The sequence below is a fragment of the Streptomyces finlayi genome (genome assembly GCF_014216315.1).
GTDB classification, from domain to species: Bacteria; Actinomycetota; Actinomycetes; order Streptomycetales; family Streptomycetaceae; genus Streptomyces; species Streptomyces finlayi_A.
In genome coordinates, this window is sequence record NZ_CP045702.1 from 6,709,192 (window position 1) to 6,734,616 (window position 25,425).

Annotated in this window: 22 protein-coding genes; 19 read left to right on the plus strand and 3 right to left on the minus strand. The window is 69.8% G+C overall.

The window, feature by feature from the left end:
- Window positions 1-145 precede the first annotated feature (145 nt).
- The 3 genes from F0344_RS30795 (at window position 146) to thrS (ending at window position 4,080) form a co-directional block, all read left to right on the plus strand.
- Entirely contained in the window at window positions 146-742 is a 597-nt protein-coding gene (locus F0344_RS30795) for a DUF4365 domain-containing protein (protein ID WP_185301880.1), read from the plus strand.
- On the plus strand, window positions 742-2,010 hold the full coding sequence (locus F0344_RS30800; protein ID WP_185301881.1) for a hypothetical protein: 1,269 nt from the start codon (window positions 742-744) through the stop codon (window positions 2,008-2,010). Before F0344_RS30795 ends, F0344_RS30800 begins: the two co-directional genes overlap by 1 nt.
- Window positions 2,011-2,103: 93 nt before the next feature.
- Entirely contained in the window at window positions 2,104-4,080 is a 1,977-nt protein-coding gene (gene thrS, locus F0344_RS30805) for a threonine--tRNA ligase (RefSeq protein WP_185301882.1), read from the plus strand.
- A gap of 188 nt (window positions 4,081-4,268) precedes the next feature.
- On the opposite strand, the gene F0344_RS30810 is transcribed toward thrS, so the two are convergent.
- Complete coding sequence (locus F0344_RS30810) at window positions 4,269-4,946, minus strand: potassium channel family protein (RefSeq protein WP_185301883.1); 678 nt, start codon at window positions 4,944-4,946, stop codon at window positions 4,269-4,271.
- A 66-nt stretch (window positions 4,947-5,012) separates the two neighbouring features.
- On the opposite strand from F0344_RS30810, the gene F0344_RS30815 reads away from it, so the two are divergent.
- Window positions 5,013-5,585, plus strand: coding sequence for an HIT family protein (locus F0344_RS30815; protein ID WP_185301884.1), 573 nt, complete (start codon window positions 5,013-5,015; stop codon window positions 5,583-5,585).
- Between the two features lie 77 nt (window positions 5,586-5,662).
- On the opposite strand, the gene F0344_RS30820 is transcribed toward F0344_RS30815, so the two are convergent.
- The gene (locus F0344_RS30820; RefSeq protein ID WP_185302969.1) at window positions 5,663-7,333 is read right to left on the minus strand and encodes a hypothetical protein; all 1,671 of its coding nucleotides are present in this window, start codon (window positions 7,331-7,333) and stop codon (window positions 5,663-5,665) included.
- A 137-nt stretch (window positions 7,334-7,470) separates the two neighbouring features.
- Window positions 7,471-9,690 carry an elongation factor G-like protein EF-G2 gene (locus tag F0344_RS30825; RefSeq protein WP_185301885.1) on the minus strand — a complete coding sequence of 740 codons (2,220 nt, stop codon included), beginning with the start codon at window positions 9,688-9,690 and terminating at the stop codon, window positions 7,471-7,473.
- A gap of 285 nt (window positions 9,691-9,975) precedes the next feature.
- Between F0344_RS30825 and pgsA the strand changes: the two genes are divergently transcribed.
- The 15 genes from pgsA (at window position 9,976) to F0344_RS30900 (ending at window position 25,380) form a co-directional block, all read left to right on the plus strand.
- Window positions 9,976-10,647, plus strand: coding sequence for a phosphatidylinositol phosphate synthase (gene pgsA / locus F0344_RS30830; protein WP_185301886.1), 672 nt, complete (start codon window positions 9,976-9,978; stop codon window positions 10,645-10,647).
- On the plus strand, window positions 10,644-11,567 hold the full coding sequence (locus F0344_RS30835) for a phosphatidylinositol mannoside acyltransferase (protein WP_185301887.1): 924 nt from the start codon (window positions 10,644-10,646) through the stop codon (window positions 11,565-11,567). Before pgsA ends, F0344_RS30835 begins: the two co-directional genes overlap by 4 nt.
- Window positions 11,564-12,724, plus strand: a complete 1,161-nt coding sequence (locus F0344_RS30840; protein WP_185301888.1) for a glycosyltransferase family 4 protein — start codon at window positions 11,564-11,566, stop codon at window positions 12,722-12,724. Before F0344_RS30835 ends, F0344_RS30840 begins: the two co-directional genes overlap by 4 nt.
- Before the next feature lie 149 nt (window positions 12,725-12,873).
- Window positions 12,874-13,419 carry a hypothetical protein gene (locus tag F0344_RS30845; protein ID WP_185301889.1) on the plus strand — a complete coding sequence of 182 codons (546 nt, stop codon included), beginning with the start codon at window positions 12,874-12,876 and terminating at the stop codon, window positions 13,417-13,419.
- Window positions 13,420-13,574: 155 nt separating this feature from the next.
- Window positions 13,575-14,495: a pyridoxal 5'-phosphate synthase lyase subunit PdxS gene (gene pdxS, locus F0344_RS30850; RefSeq protein ID WP_185301890.1), complete on the plus strand. Its 921-nt coding sequence runs from the start codon at window positions 13,575-13,577 to the stop codon at window positions 14,493-14,495.
- Between the two features lie 6 nt (window positions 14,496-14,501).
- Entirely contained in the window at window positions 14,502-15,095 is a 594-nt protein-coding gene (gene pdxT / locus F0344_RS30855; protein ID WP_185301891.1) for a pyridoxal 5'-phosphate synthase glutaminase subunit PdxT, read from the plus strand.
- 61 nt (window positions 15,096-15,156) lie between these two features.
- Complete coding sequence (locus tag F0344_RS30860) at window positions 15,157-15,909, plus strand: YebC/PmpR family DNA-binding transcriptional regulator (RefSeq protein ID WP_185301892.1); 753 nt, start codon at window positions 15,157-15,159, stop codon at window positions 15,907-15,909.
- A gap of 141 nt (window positions 15,910-16,050) precedes the next feature.
- Entirely contained in the window at window positions 16,051-16,584 is a 534-nt protein-coding gene (ruvC, locus tag F0344_RS30865; protein ID WP_185301893.1) for a crossover junction endodeoxyribonuclease RuvC, read from the plus strand.
- Window positions 16,581-17,207 carry a Holliday junction branch migration protein RuvA gene (ruvA, locus tag F0344_RS30870; RefSeq protein ID WP_185301894.1) on the plus strand — a complete coding sequence of 209 codons (627 nt, stop codon included), beginning with the start codon at window positions 16,581-16,583 and terminating at the stop codon, window positions 17,205-17,207. Before ruvC ends, ruvA begins: the two co-directional genes overlap by 4 nt.
- A 69-nt stretch (window positions 17,208-17,276) precedes the next feature.
- Window positions 17,277-18,371 (plus strand): Holliday junction branch migration DNA helicase RuvB, encoded by a 1,095-nt coding sequence (ruvB, locus tag F0344_RS30875; RefSeq protein ID WP_185301895.1) that lies wholly within the window; start codon window positions 17,277-17,279, stop codon window positions 18,369-18,371.
- Between the two features lie 165 nt (window positions 18,372-18,536).
- Window positions 18,537-19,001, plus strand: coding sequence for a preprotein translocase subunit YajC (gene yajC, locus F0344_RS30880; protein ID WP_185301896.1), 465 nt, complete (start codon window positions 18,537-18,539; stop codon window positions 18,999-19,001).
- A gap of 147 nt (window positions 19,002-19,148) precedes the next feature.
- Window positions 19,149-20,906: a protein translocase subunit SecD gene (gene secD, locus F0344_RS30885; protein WP_185301897.1), complete on the plus strand. Its 1,758-nt coding sequence runs from the start codon at window positions 19,149-19,151 to the stop codon at window positions 20,904-20,906.
- Between the two features lies 1 nt (window position 20,907).
- On the plus strand, window positions 20,908-22,008 hold the full coding sequence (gene secF, locus F0344_RS30890) for a protein translocase subunit SecF (RefSeq protein WP_185301898.1): 1,101 nt from the start codon (window positions 20,908-20,910) through the stop codon (window positions 22,006-22,008).
- Entirely contained in the window at window positions 22,005-22,556 is a 552-nt protein-coding gene (locus F0344_RS30895; RefSeq protein ID WP_185301899.1) for an adenine phosphoribosyltransferase, read from the plus strand. The genes secF and F0344_RS30895 overlap by 4 nt, the downstream gene beginning before the upstream one ends.
- Before the next feature lie 169 nt (window positions 22,557-22,725).
- On the plus strand, window positions 22,726-25,380 hold the full coding sequence (locus tag F0344_RS30900) for a RelA/SpoT family protein (RefSeq protein ID WP_185301900.1): 2,655 nt from the start codon (window positions 22,726-22,728) through the stop codon (window positions 25,378-25,380).
- The last annotated feature ends 45 nt before the right edge of the window (window positions 25,381-25,425 follow it).

Consider the following 25,425-nt stretch of genomic DNA (forward strand, 5'->3'; position numbering starts at 1 on the left):
AACGGTGATACCCGGGGTGTTTGCCGGATACGCCGTTTGCGGCCCCTCTCCTGCGGTGACAACACAGTTGACGGGAACGGAAGTTGACCTGCCCGTCGGCAGCGGCCGGCAACCGGTCGGCACAGTCCGGAAGGCACACGGAGCCATGGCGCTCGCGCAGCCGAACCCAGCAGGGCCCTCCCGCGCCGAAGACCACGGAGGAGTCCTCCCCGCGCAGCGGATCACACCACTGCGCGGCACCCTCGCCACCACCGCCTGCATGGAGACCCTCCAGGTGGGTTACCTGCACGCGGTGGCGGCAGCGGCGGGATGCTCCCTGTCGCAGCCGTTTCCCGACAACGGCATCGACTGGCACGTCAGCCACGGTGCCCCGGACCACGCCGTCGACGACGAGGTGACCGTCAAGGTGCAGCTCAAGTGCACCTACCAGATCTCCTCGCACCCGCCAGGACCGGCATTCTCCTTCACGCTCGACAACGCCCATCTCGTGAAGCTCGCCCGGACCCCCGTGTCGGTGCACAAGATCCTGGTCGTGATGCTCGTGCCCCGCAGTCAGGAGGACTGGCTGCGCGCAGAACACGAACAGCTCGGCCTCCGGCACTGCTGCTACTGGACCAACCTGGCGGGCCACGCGGTGACGGGCCGGCACAGGACCACCGTGCGCATCCCGACCTCGCGGATCTTCGACGACCGAGCACTCTGCGAGATCATGGCCCGGGTCGGGGCGGGAGGGAGACCCTGATGCACCGGTCTACGGACGAACCGTTCCACCGATCGGGGGCCGCGGGCCCACGACCACATCCCGGACAGCGCCCGGAAGGACACCCGGACGCGCCGCGGGGCACCGGGGACATCCCCGACCCCGTCCTCGTCGACCCCGCCGTCCTCGGTGTGCTCCTGGACCGCCACGGCTGGCAGCGGCGCGGCGGAGCCGCGGGACGCTACAGCCGCTGGACCCCGCCCGGACCGTCCGGTGGTGCCATGAGCCTGCTGGTTCCCGAGACGGCTGCCTTCCCGGACAGTGAGGACCTCGTCGGCGAGGCACTCACCGCGCTCGCCCGGAGCACGGTGCCCTCCGCCAGGGACGTCCTCGTCTCCCTCGCGGTGCCCAGTGACGAGATCCGCTGGTGGCGTGACGTCCCCGAACCGCCCGCCGGGGCCGCGGGAGCGGCCGGCTGGACCGAGGACGAACACCTGCGCTCGGCGGCCCGGCAGATCCTGCTGGCCGGCGCCCTGGCCGTCCGCGCCCCGGCCGGCTACCACGGCAACCGCCACCGCCGAAGGGCCCAGGCCGCACTGGACGGCATCCTGGTCGGGCCCGCTCCGGGCGGGCGCAGGCTCACCGTCTTCTTGCCGGTCGCCTCGGGCCGGGCCGTCGCCGTGCAGCTCTACCAGGCCCTGCACGCCACTCGCGAGGCCGTCGACTACCAGCGGGCCACCGGCGGCATGGACGCCTTCGACGCCGCTGTAGCCGCCGGCGTCAGCCGGGAACTGACCGGGGCGGTCATCGCCCTGGTCAGGGGCTCCGAGGGGGCCAGGGTCGCCCTGGAGTGGGCGCCCGCCGCCGGAACGCCCGAGGGCTGCCCGGCCAGGCCCGAACCCGTCGAGTTCTCACCGGGCGACCTGCCCGCCCTGCGCCGGGCGGGTGCCCGCTACCTCCAGGACGAGCCCGCCGTTCCGGTGCGGATCACCGGCGCCGTCGTCCGGATGCGCAGGTCCGGGCCGGGCGGCGCCGGAATCGTGCGGCTGAGTGTGCTGGCGGGCGCGGAGGTCGCCCACGTGCGGATGCAGCTCGACGAGGAGGCCTACCGCATCGCGGGCCACGCCCATCTGGTCGGGCTGCCGATCCGGGTGGAGGGGCGGCTGGAGAGCCGGGGCGGCTTCCGGCGGCTGAGCGCTGCCTCGCAGGTGGCTCCCGTCCAGGTCGACGAGACGGAGCGTGACCGGCTGATGAAGTCGCTCCAGGAGAACCTGGACTTCTTCGAGGAGGCGTGTACGGGGGAGGAGTAGCGGTATCCCTTTCGCTAAGGGGGCCCCCGGCTCGGTACGATTCCTCCTGCGCGCGCGATACGAGGCGCGCACCCCCTCAGTCAGGAGAGACCGGTGTCAGACGTCCGTGTGATCATCCAACGCGATTCCGAGCGGGAAGAGCGCGTGGTGACGACGGGGACTACGGCGGCCGAGCTCTTCCCCGGTCAGCGCACCGTCGTTGCCGCGCGTGTCGAGGGCGAGCTGAAGGACCTCGCGTACGAGCTCAAGGACGGCGAGACCGTCGAGCCCGTCGAGATCTCCTCCGAGGACGGCCTCAACATCCTGCGGCACTCCACCGCGCACGTCATGGCACAGGCCGTGCAGGAGCTGCACCCCGACGCCAAGCTGGGCATCGGCCCGCCGGTCAAGGACGGCTTCTACTACGACTTCGACGTCGAGAAGCCGTTCACGCCCGAGGACCTCAAGGCCATCGAGAAGAAGATGCAGGAGATCCAGAAGCGGGGTCAGCGTTTCTCCCGCCGGGTCGTCAGCGACGAGGCCGCCCGCGAGGAGCTCGCCGGCGAGCCGTACAAGCTGGAGCTCATCGGTATCAAGGGCTCGGCGTCCTCCGACGACGGAGCGGACGTCGAGGTGGGCGGCGGCGAGCTGACCATCTACGACAACCTGGACCCGAAGACCGGCGAGCTGTGCTGGAAGGACCTCTGCCGGGGCCCGCACCTGCCCACCACCCGGTTCATCCCGGCGTTCAAGCTGATGCGCAACGCCGCGGCGTACTGGCGGGGCAGCGAGAAGAACCCGATGCTCCAGCGCATCTACGGCACCGCGTGGCCGACCAAGGACGAGCTCAGGGCCCACCTGGAGTTCCTGGAGGAGGCCGCCAAGCGCGACCACCGCAAGCTCGGCAGCGAGCTGGACCTGTTCTCCTTCCCCGACGAGATCGGCCCCGGTCTCGCGGTCTTCCACCCCAAGGGCGGCGTCATCCGCCGGGCCATGGAGGACTACTCGCGGCGCCGCCACGAGGAGGAGGGCTACGAGTTCGTCTACAGCCCGCACGCCACCAAGGGCAAGCTCTTCGAGAAGTCCGGCCACCTGGACTGGTACGCCGACGGCATGTACCCGCCCATGCAGCTCGACGACGGGGTGGACTACTACCTCAAGCCGATGAACTGCCCGATGCACAACCTGATCTTCGACGCGCGTGGCCGTTCGTACCGCGAACTGCCCCTGCGTCTCTTCGAGTTCGGCACGGTGTACCGGTACGAGAAGTCGGGTGTCGTTCACGGTCTGACCCGTTCGCGCGGCTTCACGCAGGACGACGCGCACATCTACTGCACCAAGGAGCAGATGGCCAAGGAGCTCGACAGGACGCTCACCTTCGTCCTGAACCTGCTCCGTGACTACGGTCTGACCGACTTCTACCTGGAGCTCTCCACCAAGGACCCGGAGAAGTTCGTCGGCTCGGACGAGGTCTGGGAAGAGGCCACCGAGACGCTGCGGCAGGTCGCCGAGAAGCAGAACCTGCCGCTCGTTCCCGACCCGGGCGGCGCCGCGTTCTACGGCCCGAAGATCTCCGTACAGTGCAAGGACGCGATCGGCCGCACCTGGCAGATGTCGACCGTGCAGCTCGACTTCAACCTGCCGGAGCGCTTCGACCTGGAGTACACCGGCCCCGACGGCACCAAGCAGCGGCCGGTCATGATCCACCGTGCGCTGTTCGGCTCCATCGAGCGCTTCTTCGCGGTGCTCCTGGAGCACTACGCGGGTGCGTTCCCCGTGTGGCTGGCTCCCGTCCAGGCGATCGGTATCCCGATCGGCGACGCGCACATCCCGTACCTCCAGGAGTTCGCGGCCAAGGCACGGAAGCAGGGGCTGCGCGTCGACGTCGACGCTTCCTCCGACCGGATGCAGAAGAAGATCCGCAACCACCAGAAGGCCAAGGTCCCCTTCATGATCATCGCGGGCGACGAGGACATGGCCAACGGTGCCGTCTCCTTCCGCTACCGCGACGGTTCGCAGGAGAACGGCATTCCGGTCGAGGACGCCCTCGCCAAGATCGCGAAGGCCGTCGAAGACCGCGTGCAGGTCTGACCGCACACCGGTAGAGGCCCCCGCAGCTAGGTCCTGTCTGGAGTTCCCCCGCGGCGTCGCGGCGTCCGGCACCGCCGCCTCCGGCGTTGTCGTCAGTCGCGAGGGCTCCGCCATCGCTCCCTCCTCCGCCTTGGATTCGACGGCACCGGACGCCGCTCCTTCTCCCGCGCTGGAACCCCAGACAGGACCTAACCGCGCTCCGGGGGCCTCTTGTCGTCCTCCCGGCTGAACACCTGCAGCAGCCAGGAGGAGAACGACCCCGTCACCGCCCCCAGCAGCGCGAGACCACAGACCATCAGCAGGACCGCGACCGCCCGTCCGCCCGGGGTGACCGGGGAGACGTCCCCGTACCCCACCGTCGTGAGCGTCGCGCACACCCACCAGGCCGCGTCGCCGAAGGTACGGATCGTGGCGCCCGCCGCACCGTGCTCCTGTTGGTAGACGGCCAGGGCGCCGGCGAATCCGATCAGCAGCGACGAGAGGCCGGCGTACGCCATCACCCGGGCGTACAGGTCCAGCCTCGGTTGGTCCCGCCGGTACCGGACCGCGTTGTAGATCCGGACCACCCGGAGGGGGCGCAGGAGCGGGAGCACGAGCACCACCGTGTCCAGCCAGTGGGCGTGGACGAACCGGAGGCCCAGGCCGCTCAGCCGGAGCCGTGCCGCGTAGTCGACGAGGAAGAGCAGCCAGGTGACGCAGACCAGCGCGAGGGCGACACCGCGCCAGGGCTCGGTGCCGGGGGACGCGAGCACGCGGACCGCGTATCCGGCGAGGAAGAGCAGCGCGGCCATGAAGAGAGGAAATTCGGTGCGTTTCTCCCAGGACGCCAGTCTGCCGGGTGGGGAGTCGGTGGCACGGTCGTTCATGGCCACAGCATCGCGGGCCGCTGTCGGGCGGGGCCCCGGCGACACGCTTCACGGGGCCGACGCAATATGCTGACCGGCATGACGAGTGAGCCGGAGCAGCAGATCGGAGTGGGAACGCCCGACGCGTTCCAGCGCCTGTGGACGCCCCACCGGATGGCCTACATCCAGGGCGAGAACAAGCCCAGTGGTCCGGGGGCCGACGACGGGTGTCCGTTCTGCGTGATCCCCGCCAAGTCGGACGAGGACGGGCTGGTCGTGGCGCGCGGTGAGCGTGTCTACGCCGTGCTGAACCTCTATCCCTACACCGGTGGCCACCTCATGGTCGTCCCGTACCGGCATGTCGCCGACTACACGGACCTCGATGCCGCGGAGACCGCTGAGCTGGCCGACTTCACCAAGCGGGCCATGGTCGCGCTGCGGGTGGCCTCGGGGGCGCACGGCTTCAACATCGGTATGAACCAGGGTTCGGTGGCCGGCGCGGGCATCGCCGCCCACCTCCATCAGCATCTGGTGCCGCGCTGGGGCGGGGACACCAACTTCATGCCGGTCGTCGGTCATACGAAGGTGCTGCCGCAGCTGCTCGGGGACACCCGGGCGATGCTCGCGGGCGCCTGGCCGGCCGCGCTGCCCGCTGTCTGATCCGGTCGGATCGCCGTACGGAAGGGGCGCTCCCGGCGTGTGCCGGGGGCGCCCCTTCCGCGGGTCCGGGGCCGTCCCTACGCGTCGTACACGTCGGCCTTCTTCGGGGCGGGGTCCTGCACCAGGCCGCTGAGGACCATGGAGCGGTTGTCGAAACGCTCGGTGTCGACGCCGTTCTCCTCCAGGACCCGGATCGCCGCGGAGTGCACGGCGCGCAGCACGGGCGCGGCCGCGCGCAGGGCGTCGTCCGCCATGAACCGGTGGTTCCACGGCTGCGCGGCCCAGGCGTGGCGGAGGCCGAAGGGCTCGGGGAGGACTATCTTGCCGCCCAGGTAGTCGAGGACCGGCGGGTACCAGGTCAGAGGGGCGCGCAGAGCGAGCCTGACGACTTCGCTCGCCTTGACGAGCGGCAGGGTGACCTTGCGGGTCTCCCAGAACCTGACGGCCTTCTTGACGGTCTTCGTCTCGGCCTCCGGCTTGGTGAGGAAGAGACCGTGCACCGGGCCGAGCGCATGGCCGGTGACTTCGATGCGCAGGGTCTCGTGCAGCACGGTCACGGTGATCATCATGGTGATGACCAGCTGGCCGTCCCAGAGGGTGAACTGGACGCCCAGGTAATGCCGGTCGCCGCTGCCGAACTGCTGGTGGTTGCAGATGCGCTGTATCTCGTGCGGCTTGACCTGGAAGGTGGCGACGTCCTCGCCGTCCGGACGGGAGACCGAGTCGGCGTTCTCCCCGACGGGGGAGACGATCCAGTGCTTCACGGACGGGGTGGGGAAGCCGCCGGTGTTGAGCGGGCCGCGCTCCAGCATCTTCAGCTGGTCGTGGATGACGCGTATCAGGTCCCAGCTGCGGAACTGGTGGATCTCCTTGGCCGGGTCCTTGGAGACGAGGTTCTCGGCGAGCTGCCAGCTGCCCCAGCGGGTGCCCATGCCGAGGACGCCCTTGGGGCCCGCGTAGAAGACGGAGTTGGACTGCTGTTCCGCGGAGAGCTTCTCCAGTCCCTGGCGGAGTGCTTCACGAGCGGTCTCGTTCGGGTTCTTGGGTACGGAGTCGGGGATCCTGGCGATGACTCCGGCGCCGGAGAGCAGTCCCTCCCACCGGCTCCGCATGTCCTTGGCGGAGGTCTCCGCGATCCGCTTGGCCAGGACCCAGCCGATGACGGGGGCGATGATCATCCCTCGCAGGTAGAGCGCCGGCAGTCCGGTGACCGGAAGCTTTATCAGGAGGACCAGGGCGCCGATACCGACTACGGCGAGGAGGATTCCGCCCAGGGCCCGGAAGGCGGTGTCCTTCGACTTGTTCAGCGCGTCGCGCAGCCGGAACGCGAGCATCCAGAGCAGCAGACCGGGAAGGAACAGGAAGCCGCAGAACACGGTGACCAGGGTCAGTCTGGTGTCGCGCGCCTTACGGAGGCCGGTCGCGGAAAGGCAGTGCTCGACGACGGTCTGCGGGTCGGTGCCGAAGGACTGGATGAGCGCCTTGCGGTCGCCGCCCAGCATGCGCTCCTGGACGGCGCGGGAGAACGCCTCGCCGAGATTCGGCTTGAAGTAGGCGGACTTGAAGAGCTTGGAGTCGCCTTCCTTCACTTGCGACTTGTGCCACTCGTTGTTGGCCTTGAGGATCTCCTCCACCGGGCTGTCGCGGTACGCGGCGGAGGCGAGGGCGTTGGTCGCCACCGCCTGCCCGGCCGAACCCTGGAGCGGGATCTGCGCTCCGGGAGAGAAATCGAATCCGTCGTTGGCCACTGCCGCCCCCACTCGCCGCACGGTCTGCCCTTGGCGCTTTTCCCAACTACCGTACGCGGCACACCTTCTGAGCTGGACCCACAGCCTATCGTTTCGACCCACCGGCATCCCGCGGCGTGCGGACCGCGCGGTGCCGGTCAGCCGGGTACCCCTTCACCTTCGGCCCGTACGCGTTCGGCGAGCTGGGGCGGCATCGCTTCGTGCCGGGCGTAGGCGCGGTCGAAGCGGCCGGTGCCGTGTGCGAGGGACCGCAGGTCGACGGCGTACCGGCCGATCTCCAGCTCGGGCACCTCGGCCCGTACGACGGTCCGCCCGCCGGGTGCCTGCTCCGTTCCCACGACTCTGCCGCGCCGTCCCGACAGGTCGCTCATGACGGCTCCCACGTAGTCGTCGGGGATCAGGACGCCGACCTCGTACACCGGTTCGAGCAGCTGGATACGGGTGTCCGCCGCCGCCTCGCGCAGGGCCTGCGCCGCCGCCGTCTGGAAGGCCGCGTCGGAGGAGTCCACCGAGTGCGCCTTTCCGTCGAGCAGGGTGATGCGCACGTCGACGAGGGGGTGGCCCGAGGCGACTCCCCGGGCGGCCTGGGCGCGTACGCCTTTCTCGACGGACGGGATGAACTGGCGTGGCACGGCTCCGCCGACGACCTTGTCGACGAACTCGATGCCCGCCCCGGGCGGCAGCGGCTCCACCTCGATCTCGCAGATGGCGTACTGGCCGTGACCACCGGACTGTTTGACGTGCCGGCCCCGTCCGGTGCACCGGGTGGCGAACGTCTCGCGCAGGGGCACGCGGTGGGGGACCACGTCGACCTGGACGCCGTAGTGGCTGCGCAGCCGTTCCAGGGCGACGTCCAGGTGCGCTTCGCCCATGCACCACAGGACGACCTGGTGGGTGTCCTGGTTCTGTTCGAGGCGCATGGTCGGATCCTCCGCCACCAGCCGCGACAGGCCCTGCGAGAGCTTGTCCTCGTCCGCCTTGCCGTGGGCGCGGACGGCGACCGGCAGCAGTGGGTCGGGCATCTTCCACGGTTCCATCAGCAGGGGAGCTTCCTTGGCGGACAGGGTGTCCCCGGTCTCGGCGGCGCCGAGCCTGGCGACGCAGACGATGTCTCCCGCGATGCACCGGGTGACGGGCCTCTGCTGCTTCCCGAAGGGCGAGGTGAGCGCACCCACCCGGACCTCGGCCTCGTGGGAGGGGCGCTCCTCGTGTCCCGGACCGGTGAGGCCGTGGCCGCGGACGTGGACGCTGTCGTCGGGGTGCAGGGTGCCGGAGAAGACGCGTACGAGGGACATCCGGCCGACGTACGGATCGGTTGCCGTCTTGACGACCTCCGCGAGGAGGGGGCCCTGCGGGTCGCAGACGGGGGCGGGGCGCGACGCGCCCCGCGGGGTGGTGACGGCGGGGAGTGTGCGCTCAGGCGGGGCGGGGAAGCCGCCGGTGACGAGGTTCAGGAGCTCGACGGTTCCGACGCCCTGGCGGGCGCCGTCGGCGGCGGGTGCCGCGGTGAGGACGGGGTGGAAGACACCGCGTGCGACGGCACGCTCCAGGTCGTCGACAAGCGTCTTGATGTCGATGTCACCGCCGCCCAGGTAGTGGTCCATCAAGGTCTCGTCCTCGCTCTCGGCGATGATTCCCTCGATGAGGCGGTTGCGGGCCTCACCGAGCGATTCCCGTTCGCCGTCGGCCGGTGGCAGCTCCTGCCGCACGCCGGAGGAGTAGTCGCAGATCCGCTGCGCGAGCAGTCCGGTGAGCCCGGTGAGGGGCGCGTGCCCGTCCGGGGCCTGGGGGCCGTGTACGGGCAGATACAGCGGGACCACGGCGTCGGGGTCGTCGCCGCCGAAGAGCCCCGCACAGACCCGCGTCATGCCGTCGAAGGAGGTACGGGCGGTGTCGAGGTGGGTGACGACGATGGCCCGGGGCATCCCGACGGCCGCGCACTCGTCCCACACGGCCCGGGTCGTGCCCTCGACGGCGTCCGCCTCCTGGGCGGCGGAGACGACGAAGAGGGCCGCGTCCGCCGCGCGCAGACCGGCCCTGAGTTCCCCGACGAAGTCCGCGTAGCCGGGGGTGTCCAGCAGATTTATCCTGTAGCCGTTCCAATCGACGGGGACCAAGGAGAGCTGTACGGAACGTTGCCTCCGGTGCTCGATCTCGTCGTAGTCGGAGATGGTCCCGCCGTCCTCGACCCGGCCGGCCCGGTTGACGGCTCCCGCCGTCTGCGCCAGTGCTTCGACCAGGGTGGTCTTGCCGGCTCCGCTGTGGCCGACCAGCACCACATTGCGCAGGGACGTGGGCCGGTCGGCCGTCGCCGCCCTGCCCGCGGCCCCGGGGTGGGTGTGTGTCCTGTCGCCCATGGTGTGTGCCTCCCGGTGGTGTACGCGGCGCGGGGAGCGCCGCGCGGTGAGGGGAGAGAGCTGTGCACGGGCACGGGGAAGCTGTCACGCCGGCCTCTTCGGCACCCGCGGTAATTCCGAGCTTTCCACTCACTTCGGACGGCGTCCATACGTCGGGCGCGAGCGTCCGCGGCGGCGACACACTCCCGGAGCGGGTGCCCGGCCGGTGGAGCACACGGGTGGTGACTACGATGGGCCAGCCGGTGGCCGCAGTGGCCGCACGGCCCGCCGAACCTCGGGAAGGCCATGCTGAACAAGTACGCGCGTGCATTTTTTACGCGTGTCCTCACACCGTTCGCCGCTCTGCTGCTCCGCCTAGGGGTCAGCCCCGACGCGGTCACGCTCGTCGGTACGGCCGGAGTGATGGCAGGAGCGCTGGTCTTCTTCCCGATGGGGGAGTTCTTCTGGGGCACGATCGTCATCACGATCTTCGTCTTCTCGGACCTCGTCGACGGCAACATGGCCCGGCAGGCGGGGATCTCCAGCCGGTGGGGCGCGTTCCTCGACTCGACGCTCGACCGCGTCGCTGACGGGGCGGTCTTCGGCGGGTTCGCGCTCTGGTACGCGGGCGGCGGCGACGACAACGTGCTGTGCGCCGTGGCGATCTTCTGCCTGGCGAGCGGCCAGGTGGTCTCGTACACGAAGGCACGTGGAGAGTCGATCGGCCTGCCGGTCGCCGTCAACGGTCTGGTGGAGCGCGCCGAGCGCCTGGTGATCTCGCTGGTCGCGGCCGGGCTCGCCGGTCTGCACGCCTTCGGCGTCCCCGGGATCGACATCCTGCTGCCGATCGCGCTGTGGATCGTCGCCGTGGGCAGCCTGGTGACGCTGATCCAGCGTGTGGTGACCGTGCGCCGGGAGTCCGCGGAGGCCGACGCGGCCGCCGCGGCGACGGAGCAGGGGAGCGGGGCCGGTCAGTGAGCGGTACCGACGACGGTCTGCGGGAACGGTTGGCGGACGGGCTGTACGGGCTCGGCTGGGGCGCGGTCAAGAAGCTACCCGAGCCCGCGGCGACGGCGCTCTTCCGTACCCTCGCCGACCAGGTGTGGAAGCGGCGCGGCAAGAGCGTGCTGCGGCTGGAGTCCAATCTCGCGCGGGTCGTGCCCGACGCGGACGCGGCCCGTCTCGCCGAGCTGTCCAAGGCAGGCATGCGCTCGTACATGCGCTACTGGATGGAGTCCTTCCGGCTGCCGACCTGGACCCCGCAGCGGATCAAGGACAGCATCGAGGTGCGGGACACCCACCATCTGACGGAGGCCCTCGACGCCGGGCGGGGCGTCGTCGTCGCCCTTCCGCATCTGGGGAACTGGGACCTGGCGGGCGCGTGGGTCACCACCGACCTCAAGGTCGGTTTCACCACCGTCGCCGAACGCCTCAAGCCCGAATCGCTCTACGACCGCTTCGTCGCCTACCGCGAGGGCCTCGGTATGGAGGTCCTGCCGCACAGCGGCGGCGCGGCCTTCGGCACCCTGGCGCGGCGGCTGCGGGCCGGCGGCCTCGTCTGTCTGGTCGCCGACCGCGATCTGTCGGAGTCCGGCGTGGAGGTGACGTTCTTCGGCGACACCGCGCGCATGCCCGCGGGGCCGGCGCTCCTGGCGCAGCAGACCGGGGCGGCCCTGCTCCCCGTCACGCTCTGGTACGACGGCACCCCGGTCATGAAGGCGCGCATCCACCCGGCGGTCGAGCAGCCCACGACGGGCGACCGCACCGAGAGGACGACGGTGATGACGCAGGCGCTGGCCGATGCCTTCGCCGTCGGAATCGCCGGGCATCCGGAGGACTGGCACATGCTCCAGCGCCTGTGGGTCTCCGATCTGGACCCCCGAGGGGAACAGCCGTGAAGATCGGCATTGTCTGCCCGTACTCCTGGGACGTACCGGGTGGCGTGCAGTTCCACATCCGTGACCTCGCGGAGCATCTGATCCGCCTCGGCCACCAGGTCTCCGTACTGGCGCCCGCGGACGACGAGACTCCGCTGCCGCCGTACGTGGTCTCGGCGGGCCGGGCCGTCCCCGTCCCGTACAACGGGTCCGTCGCCCGGCTGAACTTCGGGTTCCTGACAGCCGCGCGGGTACGCAGGTGGCTGAACGACGGCACGTTCGACGTGATCCACATCCACGAGCCCACCTCGCCCTCGGTGGGCCTGCTCGCGTGCTGGGCGGCGCAGGGGCCCATCGTCGCCACGTTCCACACCTCCAATCCGCGCTCCCGGGCGATGATCGCGGCTTATCCGATCCTTCAGCCCGCGCTGGAGAAGATCCGTGCGCGGATCGCCGTGAGCGAGTACGCGCGCCGGACCCTGGTCGAGCACCTGGGCGGCGACGCGGTCGTCATTCCCAACGGGGTCGACGTGGACTTCTTCGCCCGCGCGGAGCCCAAGGCCGAATGGCAGGGCGGAACGATCGGGTTCGTCGGGCGCATCGACGAGCCGAGGAAGGGCCTGCCGGTCCTGATGAGGGCCCTGCCCGCCATTCTCGCGGCGTGCCCGGGGACCAGGCTGCTGGTCGCGGGGCGCGGTGACGAGGAGGAGGCGGTCGCCGCCCTCCCCGAGGAGCTGCGTGACCGCGTGGAATTCCTCGGCATGGTGAGCGACGAGGACAAGGCCCGGCTGCTGCGCAGCGTTGACGTGTACATCGCGCCGAACACCGGGGGCGAGAGTTTCGGCATCATCCTCGTGGAGGCGCTGTCGGCGTCGGCGCCCGTGCTCGCGAGCGATCTGGACGCGTTCGCCCAGGTCCTCGACCAGGGCTCGGCCGGTGAACTCTTCGCCAACGAGGACGCGGACGCGCTGGCCACGGCCGCGATCCGGCTGCTGGGCGACCCGGAACGGCGCGCCGGTCTCCGGGAGCGGGGCAGCGCCCACGTCCGCCGCTTCGACTGGGCGACGGTCGGCGCCGACATTCTCGCGGTGTACGAGACGGTGGCGGACGGGGCGGCGTCGGTGGCCCCGGACGAGCGCACGGGGCTGCGGGCCCGGTTCGGGCTGGCCCGGGACTGACGCTTCCGGCGGATTCCCCGTCGCGGTCCCCAACACCCGTCGTCTCGAGGCGGGTTGACCGGACACGGCTGCCGGAAGTGACGTCGGCGGGCCCGCCGGGGAGCGGTCGGCGGCCCGGCCCGGCCCGTACGACGGTAGCCTTGCCGCCCGTGACCGAAACCCTCATCTGGATCGCCGTCGCGCTGGTCGCGATCGGCCTGTACCTCAGCTGGACCGCCGGAAGGCTGGACCGGCTGCACGCCCGGATCGACGCGGCCCGGGCCGCGCTCGACGCCCAACTGCTGCGCCGCGCCTCGGTCACCCAGGAACTGGCCACGTCCGGTGTCCTCGACCCGGCCGCCTCCATCGTCCTGTACGAGGCCGCGCACGCCGCCCGGCAGGCCGAGGAGGAGCAGCGGGAGGTCACCGAGAGCGAGCTGAGCACCGCGCTGCGCGCCGTCTTCGGTGAGACGGCCCAGGTCGACGCCGTGAAGGAGATCCCGGGCGGCGTCGAGGCGGCGGCCGAACTGGCCGCCGCCGTGCGGCGGGTGCCGATGGCGCGGCGCTTCCACAACGACGCGGTGCGCGCGGCCCGTGCGCTGCGCAGACACCGTACGGTGCGCCTGTTCCGGCTGGCCGGGCACGCGCCCTTCCCGCTCGCGTTCGAGATGGACGACGAGCCACCGGTGGCGCTCGCGGACCGCCCCGGGACCTGAGTGCGGGTGCTGTGGCGCCCCGGAGAGGCTGTTCCGGCATCCGAGACGGGGCCAAAACGATCCACGGGGTACTTATTGGCCCTTGCTGTGGACTGGTCGCGGGGCGTTTGCTCAACCTGCACCAGTCAGCGTCTTTCTCCCAGTGAGGTCGTTCCGTGTCCACGCTTCCCAGCACCCAGCAGCCCACCGACTCCCCTGCCATCGGCACCAGCCGCGTCAAGCGCGGTATGGCCGAGCAGCTCAAGGGCGGCGTGATCATGGACGTCGTCAACGCCGAGCAGGCGAAGATCGCCGAGGACGCGGGCGCCGTGGCCGTCATGGCCCTGGAGCGCGTGCCCGCCGACATCCGTAAGGACGGCGGCGTGGCCCGGATGTCCGACCCGAACATGATCGAAGAGATCATCGAGGCCGTCTCCATCCCCGTCATGGCCAAGTCGCGCATCGGCCACTTCGTCGAGGCCCAGGTCCTGCAGTCCCTCGGCGTCGACTACATCGACGAGTCCGAGGTCCTGACCCCGGCCGACGAGGTCAACCACAGCGACAAGTTCGCCTTCACGACCCCGTTCGTCTGTGGGGCCACGAACCTGGGTGAGGCCCTGCGCCGTATCGCCGAGGGTGCGGCGATGATCCGCTCGAAGGGCGAGGCCGGCACCGGAAACGTCGTCGAGGCCGTCCGTCACCTGCGGCAGATCAAGAACGAGATCGCCCGGCTGCGCGGCTACGACAACAACGAGCTGTACGCCGCCGCCAAGGAGCTCCGCGCTCCGTACGAGCTGGTCAAGGAGGTCGCCGAGCTCGGTAAGCTGCCCGTCGTCCTCTTCTCCGCAGGCGGCGTCGCCACCCCCGCCGATGCCGCGCTGATGCGCCAGCTCGGCGCCGAGGGCGTCTTCGTCGGCTCCGGCATCTTCAAGTCCGGCGACCCGGCCAAGCGCGCCGCCGCGATCGTGAAGGCCACCACCTTCTACGACGACCCGAAGATCATCGCGGACGCCTCCCGCAACCTGGGCGAGGCCATGGTCGGCATCAACTGCGACACGCTGCCCGAGGCCGAGCGCTACGCCAACCGCGGCTGGTAGTCACTGATGAGCGACACCCCTGTGATCGGAGTCCTGGCTCTCCAGGGCGACGTACGGGAACACCTGATCGCCCTGGCCTCGGCCGACGCCCTGGCCAGGCCGGTCCGGCGTCCCGAGGAGCTCGCCGAGGTCGACGGTCTCGTCATCCCCGGCGGCGAATCCACCACCATGTCCAAGCTCGCCGTCCTCTTCGGCATGCTGGACCCGCTGCGCGAGCGCGTACGCGCGGGGATGCCCGTCTACGGCACCTGCGCGGGCATGATCCTGCTCGCCGACAAGATCCTCGACCCGCGTTCGGGACAGGAGACCGTCGGCGGGATCGACATGATCGTGCGCCGTAACGCCTTCGGACGTCAGAACGAATCGTTCGAGGCTGCCGTGTGCGTCGACGGCATCGAGGACGGGCCGGTCGAGGGCGTGTTCATCCGGGCACCCTGGGTCGAATCCGTAGGTGCGCAGGTCCAGGTCATCGCCGAACACGGTGGTCACATCGTGGCGGTTAGGCAGGGAAACGCCCTTGCCACGTCATTCCACCCGGAACTGACCGGGGACCACCGGGTTCACGCACTCTTCGTCGACATGGTGCGCGCGGTCCGCTGACTCGACCCCGGTAGGATCTCTCGGGTTCGGATCGATTTGGGTGACGCGAAGGAGAAGGCAGATGTCCGGCCACTCTAAATGGGCTACGACGAAGCACAAGAAGGCCGTGATTGACGCCAAGCGCGGCAAGCTCTTCGCGAAGCTGATCAAGAACATCGAGGTCGCGGCCCGCTCCGGCGGTGTCGACCTCGAAGGCAACCCGACGCTCGTCGACGCCATCCAGAAGGCGAAGAAGAGCTCCGTCCCGAACAAGAACATCGACTCCGCGGTCAAGCGCGGTGGCGGTCTCGAGGACGGCGGCGCCGACTACGAGACGATCATGTACGAGGGCTACGGCCCGAACGGTGTCGCGGTGCTCATCGAGTGCCTCACCGACAACCGCAACCGTGCCGCGTCCGACGTACGGGTCGCGATGACCCGCAACGGCGGTTCGATGGCCGACCCGGGTTCGGTCTCGTACCTCTTCAACCGCAAGGGCGTCGTGATCGTCCCCAAGGGTGAACTCTCCGAGGACGACGTCCTCGGAGCCGTGCTCGACGCGGGTGCCGAGGAGGTCAACGACCTCGGTGAGACGTTCGAGGTCGTCAGCGAGGCCACCGACATGGTCGCGGTCCGCACCGCGCTCCAGGACGCCGGCATCGACTACGACTCCGCCGAGGCCAACTTCCTGCCCACCATGCAGGTCGACCTCGACGAAGAGGGCGCACGCAAGATCTTCAAGCTCATCGACGCGCTCGAGGACAGTGACGACGTGCAGAACGTCTTCGCCAACTTCGATGTCTCCGACGAGGTCATGGAGAAGGTCGACGCCTGACATCCGGGCAGTCGCCGCACAGGCGGGCCGACGGGCCGACGGGGGACACACCCCGTCGGCCCGTCGCATTGTCAGTGCGAGCCGATAGCCTGCGGGAACAGTTGACCGATCGGTGAAGTCGGCGGAGGGAGGGGGCGCTTCATGCGTGTACTCGGCGTGGACCCGGGGCTGACCCGGTGCGGGGTCGGAGTCGTCGAAGGCGTGGCGGGGCGACCCCTGACGATGATCGGCGTGGGTGTCGTCCGCACCCCGCCGGACGCGGAGCTCGGCCACCGCCTGGTCGTCATCGAGCGCGGCATCGAGGAGTGGCTCGACACCCACCGGCCCGAATTCGTCGCCGTGGAGCGGGTGTTCAGCCAGCACAACGTACGTACGGTGATGGGTACGGCCCAGGCCAGCGCGGTCGCCATGCTCTGCGCCTCGCGGCGCGGCATCCCCGTGGCCCTGCACACTCCCAGTGAGGTCAAGGCCGCCGTCACCGGCTCAGGACGCGCGGACAAGGACCAGGTCGGCGCCATGGTGACCAGGCTCCTGCGCCTCGACGCGCCACCGAAGCCGGCCGACGCCGCGGACGCCCTCGCGCTCGCCATCTGCCACATCTGGCGGGCCCCAGCGCAGAACAGACTCCAGCAGGCCGTCGCCGCCCATCGAACCCTGAAAGGCCGTACCGCATGATCGCCTTCGTATCGGGCCCGGTTGCCGCCCTCGCCCCGACCACGGCCGTGATCGAGGTCGGCGGCATCGGGATGGCCGTCCAGTGCGCCCCTCAGGTCCTGGCCGGCCTGCGGATCGGCAAGGAGGCCAAGCTGGCGACCTCCCTCGTCGTGAGGGAGGACTCGCTCACGCTCTACGGATTCGCCGACGACGACGAGCGCCAGGTCTTCGAACTGCTCCAGACCGCCAGCGGTGTCGGCCCCCGGCTCGCCCAGGCCATGCTCGCCACCCACAGCCCCGACGCCCTGCGCATCGCCGTCGCCACCGGTGACGAAAAGGCCCTCACCGCCGTCTCCGGCATCGGCAAGAAGGGCGCCCAGAAGCTGCTGCTGGAGCTGAAGGACAGACTCGGGGAGCCGGTCGGCGCCCACATCGGGCAGCAGGGCATCGGCACTCCGGTCACCTCGGGCTGGCGCGACCAGCTCCAGGCGGCACTGATCGGGCTCGGGTACGCGCCCCGCGAGGCCGACGAGGCGGTCACCGCCGTGGCCCCGCAGGCCGAGGCCGCGATCGCGGGGGGCTCCCAGCCCCCCGTACCCCAGCTGCTGCGCGCCGCCCTCCAGACGCTCAACCGCGCACGCTGATCCCACGCACCACACCGGTCCGGGCACCGCACGGCCCGGTACCGATACACCCGAGGCGGGACTGACCGAATGAACTGGGACGAGACCGGACCCGACACCGACGAGCGTGCGCACCTCGTCGACGAGCGGCTGGACGACCGGCTGGTCGATGCCGGGGCCGACGGCGAGGACACCGCGGTCGAAGCGGCGCTGCGCCCCAAGGACCTCGACGAGTTCGTCGGCCAGGAGAAGGTCCGCGAACAGCTCGACCTGGTCCTCAAGGCGGCCCTTGCCCGCGGGGCCACCGCCGACCACGTCCTGCTCTCCGGCGCCCCGGGTCTGGGCAAGACCACGCTGTCCATGATCATCGCGGCCGAGATGAACGCGCCGATCCGGATCACCTCCGGCCCCGCCATCCAGCACGCGGGCGACCTCGCGGCGATCCTGTCCTCACTCCAGGAGGGCGAAGTCCTCTTCCTCGACGAGATCCACCGCATGTCGCGGCCCGCCGAAGAGATGCTCTACATGGCCATGGAGGACTTCCGGGTCGACGTGATCGTCGGCAAGGGGCCCGGCGCCACCGCGATCCCCCTGGAACTGCCGCCCTTCACGCTGGTCGGCGCCACCACCCGGGCCGGCCTGCTGCCGCCCCCGCTGCGCGACCGTTTCGGCTTCACCGGGCACATGGAGTTCTACAGCCCCTCCGAACTGGAGCGCGTCATACACCGCTCCGCCCGCCTCCTCGACGTCGAGATCGACGTGGTCGGAGCCGCGGAGATCGCCGGACGGTCCCGGGGCACGCCCCGGATCGCCAACCGGCTGCTGCGGCGGGTCCGGGACTACGCCCAGGTCAAGGCCGACGGCCGGATCGACCAGGAGATCGCCCGCGCCGCCCTCAAGGTGTACGAGGTCGACGCCCGCGGCCTGGACCGCCTGGACCGCGCGGTGCTCGGTGCCCTGCTGAAACTCTTCGGGGGCGGCCCCGTGGGCCTGTCCACCCTCGCCGTCGCGGTGGGGGAGGAGCGCGAGACCGTCGAAGAGGTCGCCGAGCCCTTTCTCGTACGCGAGGGACTGCTGGCCAGGACACCGCGCGGCCGGGTCGCCACCCCCGCGGCCTGGGCACATCTGGGCCTCGTCGCGCCACAGCACGGCGGAAAGGGACAACAGGGCCTGTTCGGGGCGTGATGCGTCACGGGTTGGCCCCCGGAGGAACCACGGTGCCATGCTGGGCGTTGTTCCAATGATGCGGACTCGCTTAGACTCCGCCGATGCCGCCCTTACAGGGCGACGTACCCACCCCCGTAGACCAGGCCGCATTCCAACGCGGTCGTGCGAAGGAATTTCCGTCCCGTGAATATCGTGACTCTCCTCCCCTTCATCGTGCTCATCGGGGCCATGTTCCTGATGACCCGGTCCGCCAAGAAGAAGCAGGCGGCGGCTGCGCAGATGCGTAATGACATGCAGCCCGGCACCGGCGTCCGGACGATCGGGGGCATGTACGCCACCGTCAAGGAGCTTCACGACGACACGGTTCTCCTTGAGGTCGCGCCCGGCGTCCACGCCGTCTACGCCAAGAACTCGATCGGTGCCGTCCTCGACGACGCGGAGTACAACCGCATCGTCCACGGCGACGACGAGGACCTGAAGGTCGAGGGCTCGATCGTGCCCGACGACGCTTCCTCGCTCACCACGGACTCCGACGCCGACGCCTCGGACGACGCGAAGATCGACCTGGGCAAGAAGGCCGAGGCCGACGACGCCGAGGTCAAGGACGTCGACCCGAAGGACGCCAAGGGCGAGGGCGACACGAAGTAGTTCACGGTCCGGGGACGCCGCGCACCTACAGGTACGCGGCGTCCGACGGAGCGTGCGGTCTTCTGCGGGGGGCAGGTCCCCACATCACTTCGTGGCCGCTCGGGCGCGTACCCGGCGCGGGGCGGTTGGACAGGGAGAAACGAGAAGGTGGCAGCACCGAAGAAGGGCCGAGGGCCGGCGGGCGGTCAGAGCAGGCCGGGGCGTGCCCTGGTTCTGATCCTGATCGCCATGGTCGCGCTCACCGGCGGGATGTTCCTGTCCGGTCACACCACTCCCCGGCTGGGCATCGACCTGGCCGGCGGGACATCGATCACGCTCGAGGCCAAGAACCAGCCCGGCAAGCCGAACGCGATCAACAAGACCAACATGGACACCGCGGTCGGCATCATCGAGCGCCGTGTCAATGGTCTGGGTGTCTCCGAGGCAGAGGTCCAGACCCAGGGCGAGCGCAACATCATCGTCAACATCCCGAAGGGGACGAACTCCAAGCAGGCGCAGGAGCAGGTCGGTACGACCGCCCAGCTCTACTTCCGTCCCGTCCTCACGGTCACCGCCGGAACGCCGACGCCCACGGGTTCCGAGAGCCCTTCGGCGACCGGTTCGAGCACGCCCAAGGCCACGCCCAGCGCGAAGGCAGGCGACGAGACCGCTTCCGGCTCGAAGGCCACTCCTTCGTCGAGTGCCACCTCCCAGGGCCGTGCGGTCACCGACGGTCTGAAGAAGGACAAGACGCCCAGCCCCGGCGCGAGCACCACGGACGCCCCGGCGTCCACGGAGCCGCCCGCCGCCGAGACGCCCGACCCGGCCACCGCCGCGCTGCAGAAGAAGTTCACCGAACTCGACTGCACCGACGCCGAGGCCCGTGTCGCGGCTGGCGAGGCAGTCAAGCCCGAGGACCCCACGGTCGCGTGCAGCGCCGAGGGTGACGCCAAGTACATCCTCGGCCCGGCCGAGGTCTCCGGTACGGACGTCGACGACGCCAAGGCCCAGTTCGACCAGCAGCGCGGCATCTGGCTCGTCTCCATGGAGTTCACCGACAAGGGCTCCAAGAAGTTCCAGACGATCACCCAGAAGCTGTCGTCGCAGCAGTCGCCGCAGAACCAGTTCGCGATCTCCCTCGACGGTGAGGTCGTCTCGGCGCCCCAGGTGAACGAGACCCTCAGCGGCAGCGCCGAGATCTCCGGCAGCTTCACCCAGCAGTCCGCCGAGGACCTGGCCAACGTGCTGTCGTACGGTGCCCTTCCGCTCTCCTTCGAGCAGCAGAGCGTCACCACCGTGACCGCGGCCCTCGGCGACGAGCAGCTGAAGGCCGGTCTCATCGCCGGTGCCATCGGTCTCGCGCTGGTCGTCATCTATCTGGTCGCCTACTACCGCGGTCTGGCGCTCATCGCGCTCCTCAGCCTCGCGGTGTCCGGCATCCTGACCTACACGATCATGTCCCTGCTCGGCCCGGCGATCGGCTTCGCGCTGAACCTCCCCGCGGTCTGTGGAGCGATCGTGGCGATCGGCATCACGGCGGACTCGTTCATCGTGTACTTCGAACGTGTCCGTGACGAGATCCGTGAGGGCCGCACCCTGCGTCCGGCCATCGAGCGCGCCTGGCCCCGTGCCCGGCGCACGATCCTGGTCTCCGACTTCGTGTCGTTCCTGGCCGCCGCGGTGCTCTTCCTGGTGACGGTCGGCAAGGTTCAGGGCTTCGCGTTCACGCTCGGCCTGACCACCCTGCTCGACGTCGTGGTGGTGTTCCTCTTCACCAAGCCCGTCATGACGCTGATGGGCCGCACGAAGTTCTTCTCGAGCGGTAACTCGTGGTCCGGCCTGGACCCGAAGCGGCTCGGTGCCAAGCCGCCCATCCGCCGCTCGCGCCGGATCAACGTCCCCACCGACCACCCGAAGGAGGCGTGACATGTCGCGACTCGGCAATCTCGGCGCCCGGCTCTACCGTGGCGAGGTCGGTTACGACTTCATCGGCAATCGCAAGATCTGGTACGGCGTCTCGATACTGATCACCATCACGGCCATCGTCGGACTGGCGGTCAGCGGCCTCAACATGGGCATCGAGTTCAAGGGCGGCGCGGTCTTCACGACCGACGAGAAGCCCAAGGTCTCGGTCTCCCAGGCCCACGAGAGCGCCGTCGAGGCCTCCGGCCACGAGGCGATCGTGCAGGAGCTCGGCAACGGCAACATGCGGATCCAGATCACCGAGGTCGGGACCGAAAAGGCCAACCAGATCAAGACCCAGCTCTCCGAGGACCTCGGAGTGCCCGAGGCGAAGATCAACGCCGACCTGGTCGGCCCCAGCTGGGGCGAGCAGATCGCCAACAAGGCGTGGACCGGCCTCGGGGTCTTCATGATCCTGGTGGTGGTCTACCTCGCCATCGCCTTCGAGTGGCGCATGGCCATCGCGGCCCTGATCGCACTGATCCACGACATCACGATCACGGTCGGTGTCTACGCCCTGGTCGGCTTCGAGGTCACCCCGGGCACGGTGATCGGTCTGCTGACGATCCTCGGCTACTCCCTCTACGACACGGTCGTCGTCTTCGACAGCCTCAAGGAGGGCCAGAAGGGGATCACCAAACAGACCCGCTGGACCTACAGCGAGGTCGCGAACCGGTCGATCAACAGCACCCTGGTGCGCTCGATCAACACCACCGTCGTCGCGCTGCTGCCCGTCGCCGGCCTGCTGTTCATCGGTGGCGGTGTCCTGGGCGCCGGCATGCTGAACGACATCTCCCTGTCGCTCTTCGTCGGCCTCGCCGCCGGTGCGTATTCCTCGATCTTCATCGCCACTCCGCTGGTCGCCGACTTCAAGGAACGCGAGCCGCAGATGAAGGCGCTGAAGAAGCGGATCCTCGCGAAGCGCGCGGCAGCCGCCGCCAAGGGCGAGTCCGCCGATTACGACGGTGACGAACGGCCGGACGACTACGTCGACGAGGCCGAGACCGCTGGTGCCGTGGCGAGCCAGCGCAGGGGCCACGGCCGGACTCCGGAGAACCGTCGATGACCAGCACCACGCAATCCACCCGCGAGCTGCTGCTCGGCCGTATCCGCGATGTCGCCGACTATCCGAAGCCGGGCGTGACGTTCAAGGACATCACGCCGCTGCTCGCGGACCCGGTGGCCTTCACGCTGCTGACCGACACCCTCGCGGAGCTGTGTGTACGGCACGGCGCCACCAAGATCGTCGGTCTGGAGGCGCGCGGTTTCATCCTCGCGGCACCGGTCGCGGTCCGGGCGGGCCTCGGCTTCGTACCGGTCCGCAAGGCCGGGAAGCTGCCGGGAGCCACGCTCAGCCAGGCGTACGAGCTGGAGTACGGGACCGCGGAGATCGAGATCCACGCGGAGGACCTCTCGTCCGACGACCGGATCATGGTCATCGACGACGTCCTCGCCACCGGCGGCACCGCCGAAGCCTCGCTGGAACTCATCCGGCGGGCCGGCGCCCAGGTCTCGGGCGTCGCGGTCCTCATGGAGCTCGGTTTCCTCCAGGGCCGCGCACGACTGGAACCGGCGCTGCGAGGCGCCCCGCTGGAGTCTCTGATCACCGTCTGACCGACGGCAGGACGGGCCGGCTACGACAGCCGCACACAGGACGGGCACCCGGGAACATCCGGGTGCCCGTCCCGCGTTGTGAGGGGTCCCACGGTCCCCGGGCGTCGACCAGCCACCGGGTCGATACCATGGGTTTTCCGGGTACCCCGGTTCCGCACGAGGAGCGCTCTTGCCAGACGAGGCCCAGCCAGTCGCCGCCCCGCAGCCCGACAAGCCCGCGGCGGACCAAGCCACGCCCGCAAAGGCGCAGCCGGCGGGCACGCCGAAGCCTGCCGCGCGAGAGCCTGCGGACAGCGGAGAGGCCCCGGCCCCCGCGAACGGCGAACCGGGACCCGGACCTACCGGCTCCGCCCGGTCGCCGAAGCCCGCGGCCGACGCACCGGCCGGGCCCCGGAAGGCCGCCGAACCCCCGAAGGCCGTCGAACCCCCGAAGGCCGCCGAGCCGACGAAGGCCGCCGAGCCGACGAAGGCCGTCGAGCCGACGAAGGCCGCCAAGCCCGTCGTCCCGGCCGGTGCCGTGCCCCGCTCCGGTGGCTCCTCCAACCGCGTCCGGGCCCGCCTGGCCCGCCTCGGCGTCCAGCGCTCCAGCCCGTACAACCCGGTGCTGGAACCGCTCCTGCGGACCGTCCGCTCCAACGACCCCAAGATCGAGACGGCGACGCTGCGCCAGATCGAAAGCGCCTACCAGGTCGCCGAACGCTGGCACCGCGGTCAGAAGCGCAAGAGCGGCGACCCGTACATCACGCACCCGCTGGCCGTCACGACGATCCTCGCCGAGCTCGGCATGGACCCCGCCACGCTGATGGCCGGGCTGCTGCACGACACGGTCGAGGACACCGAGTACGGCCTCGACACCCTGCGCAAGGACTTCGGCGACCAGGTCGCGCTGCTGGTCGACGGCGTCACCAAGCTCGACAAGGTCAAGTTCGGCGAGGCCGCGCAGGCCGAGACCGTACGCAAGATGGTCGTCGCCATGGCGAAGGACCCCCGGGTCCTTGTCATCAAGCTCGCCGACCGTCTGCACAACATGCGCACCATGCGCTATCTCAAGCGGGAGAAGCAGGAGAAGAAGGCCCGCGAGACCCTTGAGATCTACGCGCCCCTGGCCCACCGCCTGGGCATGAACACCATCAAGTGGGAGCTGGAGGACCTCGCCTTCGCGATCCTCTACCCCAAGATGTACGACGAGATCGTCCGCCTCGTTGCCGAGCGGGCCCCCAAGCGCGACGAATACCTCGCCATAGTGACCGACGAGGTCCAGTCCGACCTGCGCGCCGCCCGCATCAAGGCCACCGTCACGGGACGGCCGAAGCACTACTACAGCGTCTACCAGAAGATGATCGTGCGAGGCCGGGACTTCGCCGAGATCTACGACCTGGTGGGCATTCGTGTACTCGTCGACACGGTCCGCGACTGTTACGCGGCCCTCGGCACCGTGCACGCGCGATGGAATCCGGTCCCCGGCCGGTTCAAGGACTACATCGCGATGCCGAAGTTCAACATGTACCAGTCACTGCACACCACGGTGATCGGCCCCAGCGGCAAGCCCGTCGAGCTCCAGATCCGTACGTTCGACATGCACCGCCGCGCCGAGTACGGCATCGCCGCGCACTGGAAGTACAAGCAGGAGCCCTCAGCGGGAGCCTCCAAGGTGCGCACGGACGTACCGAAGAACACCGGCCGCGGCCAGGACGTCAACGACATGGCGTGGCTGCGCCAGCTCCTGGACTGGCAGAAGGAGACCGAGGACCCCAGCGAGTTCCTGGAGTCCCTGCGCTTCGACCTCTCGCGCAACGAGGTCTTCGTCTTCACGCCCAAGGGCGACGTCATAGCGCTGCCCGCCGGCGCCACCCCCGTCGACTTCGCGTACGCGGTCCACACGGAGGTCGGCCACCGGACGATAGGAGCACGGGTCAACGGGCGCCTCGTACCGCTCGAATCGACGCTGGACAACGGCGATCTCGTCGAGGTCTTCACCTCCAAGGCGGCCGGCGCGGGACCCTCGCGGGACTGGCTCGGCTTCGTCAAGTCGCCCCGCGCCCGTAACAAGATCCGTGCCTGGTTCTCCAAGGAGCGCCGCGACGAGGCGATCGAGCAGGGCAAGGACTCCATCGCGCGCGCCATGCGCAAGCAGAACCTGCCGATCCAGCGGATCCTGACCGGCGACTCGCTGGTCACGCTCGCCCACGAGATGCGCTACCCGGACATCTCCTCGCTGTACGCGGCGATCGGCGAGGGCCATGTCGCCGCCGCGGGCGTCGTACAGAAGCTCGTCCAGGCACTCGGCGGCGAGGACGCGGCCAACGAGGACCTCGTCGAGACCGCCCCGCCTTCGCGCGGACGTACCAAGCGCCGCGCCAACGCCGATCCCGGTGTGGTCGTCAAGGGCGTCGAAGACGTCTGGGTCAAGCTGGCCCGCTGCTGCACACCCGTACCGGGCGACCCGATCATCGGCTTCGTCACACGCGGCAGCGGCGTCTCGGTGCACCGCGCCGACTGCGTCAACGTCGACTCGCTCTCCCAGCAGCCGGAGCGCATCCTCGAGGTCGAGTGGGCGCCCACCCAGTCCTCCGTCTTCCTGGTCGCCATCCAGGTCGAGGCCCTGGACCGCTCCCGCCTGCTCTCCGACGTCACCCGCGTCCTGTCCGACCAGCACGTCAACATCCTGTCGGCGGCCGTCCAGACGTCAAGGGACCGGGTGGCCACCTCGCGCTTCACCTTCGAGATGGGCGACCCCAAGCACCTCGGACACGTGCTGAAGGCCGTGCGGGGCGTGGAAGGCGTCTACGACGTGTACCGGGTGACCTCGGCCCGAAGGCCGTAACCCGGGAGCCACCCAACGGAACGAGAGAGGGGCAAGAGGGGCCCC